Origin of the sequence: Mesorhizobium sp. M7A.F.Ca.US.006.01.1.1 (assembly GCF_003997935.1) — a bacterium.
Lineage (GTDB): Bacteria > Pseudomonadota > Alphaproteobacteria > Rhizobiales > Rhizobiaceae > Mesorhizobium.
Genome location: NZ_RZQL01000436.1, coordinates 1 through 2,539, shown reverse-complemented (window position 1 = coordinate 2,539; position 2,539 = coordinate 1). Strand labels below are relative to the sequence as shown.

General features: G+C 65.1%; 2 protein-coding genes and 1 pseudogene. 1 reads left to right on the top strand and 2 read right to left on the bottom strand.

Annotated elements, in window-relative coordinates; translation table 11 throughout:
- Positions 1 to 960 (top strand): TIGR03808 family TAT-translocated repetitive protein (locus EN943_RS36480; protein WP_127416553.1); only part of this gene is annotated, 960 nt, incomplete at its 5' end.
- On the opposite strand, the gene EN943_RS36475 is transcribed toward EN943_RS36480, so the two are convergent.
- Positions 953 to 1,957, bottom strand: coding sequence for an asparaginase (locus EN943_RS36475; RefSeq protein ID WP_127416552.1), 1,005 nt, complete (start codon positions 1,955 to 1,957; stop codon positions 953 to 955). The two genes, EN943_RS36480 and EN943_RS36475, sit on opposite strands and share 8 nt — an antisense overlap.
- A 25-nt stretch (positions 1,958 to 1,982) precedes the next feature.
- Positions 1,983 to 2,539 (bottom strand): annotated as a pseudogene (locus tag EN943_RS36470) (thiolase domain-containing protein); the annotation flags it as partial.

Below are 2,539 nucleotides of genomic sequence, written 5' to 3'. Positions count from 1 at the left end.
GGGCTGCTCGATCTGCGCCGTATCGCGCACCTCGCCATCGACAATTGCCAGATCACCGGCAGCGGCAAGAACGGACTGGCGCTGGAACATGCGGCGGGCCGGGTCGAGCGCAGCGAGATATCGGGCGCCGCCGATGCCGGCATTTACTCGGTCGAGGCTGGCGGGCTGTCTATCACGGGCAACACCGTCTCCGATTGCGCCAATGGCGGCATCCTCGTGCACCGCTGGCAGATGGCCGAAGATGGCACCATGATCACCGGCAACCGCGTCCAAGGGATCCAGGCACGCAGCGGCGGAACCGGGCAGAACGGCAACGGCATCAATGCCTTTCGCGCCGGCAATGTCGTCGTTTCGGGCAACATCGTCTCGGACTGCGCCTTCTCGGCGATCCGGGCCAACAGCGCCAGCAACCTGCAAATATCGGGCAACACCTGCTCGCGCTCGGGCGAAACGGCGGTCTATTCCGAATTCTCGTTCGAAGGCGCCATCATCAGCAACAACATCGTCGACGGTGCCGCCAACGGCATCTCGATCGTCAATTTCAACGAAGGCGGCCGCATGGGCGTCTGCTCGGGCAACATCGTGCGCAATTTGTCGACCAGCGGCCCCTACCCCGCCGACTCGCCGGGATTTGGCGTCGGCATCGGCGTTGAGGCCGACACCACCGTTTCCAACAACGTCATCGAGAACGCGCCGCTCTACGGCATGCAGATCGGCTGGGGCCCGTACCTGCGCAATGTCGTGGCCACCGGCAACATCATCCGCAAGGCCGGAACCGGAATCGTCGTGTCCGTGGTCGAGGGAGCGGGCACGGCGGTCATCTCCGACAATGTCATCGACGGCGCGCTGAGCGGTGCGGTTGTCGGCCAGCGCTGGGCGGAGCCCGCGACAGGCGATCTCGCCTCGTCAAACGGTAGCGGCTACGCGCATCTGACCGTCGAGCGCAATCACGTCAGTTGAGGGCTGCTGTCGGCCTCAGCGCTCCGACCTTGGCACCGTTGCGGTTTTCGATGGGCGTGTTTGCCAATTCGAGCAGCTTCGCCGCCAAGACCTCATCGGTACGCAACAGTTTGGCAAGGACGGCGGCAACCATGGCTTCGCCGGCGCGGCCGGCGCCATCATCGCATTTAAGCGCGATGCCGAGGCCAAGTTCCGGAATTGCGGCACAGTGGACGCCCTCGGCGCCGCCTTTGGTGAAAATCCGCCCTGGTGCGGCCTCCATCAACGCGACGTCTTCGCGGCCGCTGCCGGCAACGAAGAAGGGCTCGGCCATGCAGGCGGAAAGCAGCCGCTTTGCAGCCTTGGCTCGCTCTGGGCCAAAACCTGATGTCGTGGCCATGCGGGCAAAGCCGAGCGCGAAGCTCCTGAGCGGCACCGCATAGGTTGGGATCGAACAGCCATCGATGGCACGCTGGTCCGCGCCATGGACAGCGCCCGTGACCGACTGCATGGCGTCGCGCACCATCTCCTGGAGGCCGTGTCCCGGCTTGACATAGCCGCGATGCGCAATGCCGGCGTGGACGCATGTGCAGAGGAAGCCGGAATGCTTGCCGGAACAATTGTTGTGCAAGGCGTTCGGCGACCCGCCGGCGCGAGCGAGCGCAATCTCGGCGTCATGATTGGACGGCCAATGCGTGCCGCATTCGAGCGCTGACCCGTCCAGCCCAGCCTTGGCCAGCATGGATCGCGCAAGGTCGACATGGGCCGGCTCGCCCGAGTGGGAGGCGCAGGCGAGCGCCAGTTCGCGGTTGCCGAAGCCATAGGCATCGGCAGCGCCGCTTTCGACCAACGGCAATGCCTGGATCGCCTTGACGGCGGAGCGCGGAAACACCGGCTTGGCCGTGTCGCCGATCTCCCAGACGGGCTTGCCGTCGCCATCGAAGACCGCGACCGAGCCGCGATGCGCGCTCTCGACGATCGCGCCGCGCAACACTTCGATCAGAACCGGATTTGTCATGAACCCTCCCGTAAATGCGGGCGGTTTATCTGATCCGGTCGAGAATGGAAACGTAGTTGGCGACCGCCGCACCGCCCATATTGAAGATGCCGCCAAGTTTTGCGCCCGGCACCTGGATGCCGCCGGCCTCGCCGACAAGCTGCATGGCGGTCAAGACATGCATGGACACGCCCGTGGCGCCGATCGGATGGCCCTTAGCCTTCAGCCCGCCGGATGGATTGACCGGCAGGCGACCATCCTTGGCCGTTGTGCCGTCCAGCGCCAGCTTCGCCCCCTCTCCCGGCTTGGCAAGGCCCATCGCCTCGTACTCGATCAGTTCGGCAATGGTGAAGCAGTCATGCGTTTCGACGAAGGACAGATCGTCGAGCGTCACGCCGGCCGATTTCAGCGCCCGGTTCCAGGCCTGCTCGCAGCCTTCGAAGGTCAGGATGTCGCGCTTCGACATCGGCAGGAAATCCTGCACATGCTCGTTGGCGCGGAAGGCAACGGCACGGCGCATCTTCAGCGCCGTGGCGGTGTCGGCAAGAATAAGGGCGGCGGCGCCGTCGGAGACCAGCGAGCAGTCGGTGCGCTTCAGAGGAC

Excerpts from the sequence above, each read along its gene's own strand:
- EN943_RS36475 (WP_127416552.1), bottom strand. The coding sequence starts at position 1,957 with ATGACAAATCCGGTTCTGATCGAAGTGTTGCGCGGCGCGATCGTCGAG.